The sequence below is a fragment of the Paenibacillus sp. 102 genome, assembly GCF_039549175.1.
Lineage (GTDB): Bacteria > Bacillota > Bacilli > Bacillales > Bacillaceae_G > Bacillus_A.
Genome location: NZ_JBCGHT010000059.1, coordinates 1 through 1114, shown reverse-complemented (window position 1 = coordinate 1114; position 1114 = coordinate 1). Strand labels below are relative to the sequence as shown.

1 protein-coding gene is annotated in these 1114 nt (G+C 35.6%); it reads right to left on the bottom strand.

Annotated features, from left to right (window positions below):
* Nucleotides 1-245: 245 nt before the first annotated feature.
* Entirely contained in the window at nucleotides 246-878 is a 633-nt protein-coding gene (plsY, locus tag AAIE21_RS29200) for a glycerol-3-phosphate 1-O-acyltransferase PlsY (protein ID WP_286125401.1), read from the bottom strand.
* Nucleotides 879-1114 lie beyond the last annotated feature (236 nt).

Below are 1114 nucleotides of genomic sequence, written 5' to 3'. Positions count from 1 at the left end.
AAGGCATAAAGATAGAGTGGGTGACAGTATAAAAAAGTTGTTTTAGATGCAGGAGTCTTACAACTACACAAAATCTAATAGGGGTACCGCCAACATTTTGGAAAAAAACCACGCTAAGCAAAAAATAAAATAAGCCATCCATTTGGACAGCTCATTTACATAATTCTCGTTATTGGAAGTTGTAATGTGGTCTCTTGTTTTAAACGGTTAACTAACTTTAAATTTTTTTCATTTTGAGGACATGCTCAACGCCGCGAAAAAATAAGTTTATTTTCTGTTCCTGAAAGTAGCCTTTTTATATTTTCCCTATGCTTGAAAATAACTATAAACGTCATTAGGAAAGCAAATATATAAAAATATATAGTATTTCCGAAAACTGGAATAAACGAGATGGCTGCAAAAAGCATTGTAGCGCATATTGTGCCTAAAGAAACATAACGGGTAAAAACTACTATTATCACAAAAAAACAAATGCATAAAATGGCCATAACCCAGTTGATCATAAACATCACAGCTACTCCCGTAAGTGCTCCTTTGCCCCCTTTAAAACCAAAATATATCGGCCAGTTATGCCCTATAATCACTCCTGCGCCTGCTGCTAAAAGGCTTATGCAATCTTTAGCCTCTCCTGAATAAAAGTAAACGCTAAGGAACAATCCTATAAAACAGGCAATTATCCCTTTTAATATATCTCCAGCAAGAACAAATACTGCAGCAGACTTACCAAGTACCCTCAGGGTATTGGTAAGTCCGGCGCTTTTGCTTCCATGGTTTCTTATGTCCTTTCCGTATATTTTCCCTACAATCACCGCTGTATTAAGGCTGCCTAAAAAGTAGCCCAAAGCTAAGGCCGCAAAAATTTTAAAAATATCAATCATCACTCTTCTCCCTTTAAATTATTCTAATTTTCTTTTATTTCATTTTATCAGAATGTAGTATGTAGCAAACTATGAATATCTTATACATGCTTGGTTAACATAACGTCCCATTATCGGTAGCAAGGACAAGGAGGAACCCTACTCTCACAAGGTAACCTCCTTTTTTTGTTCTATCGATCTATGCATTTTTTTATACATTCCTATCCTGACGCGGTTTTAAGGTTCTCGTTTGTTAC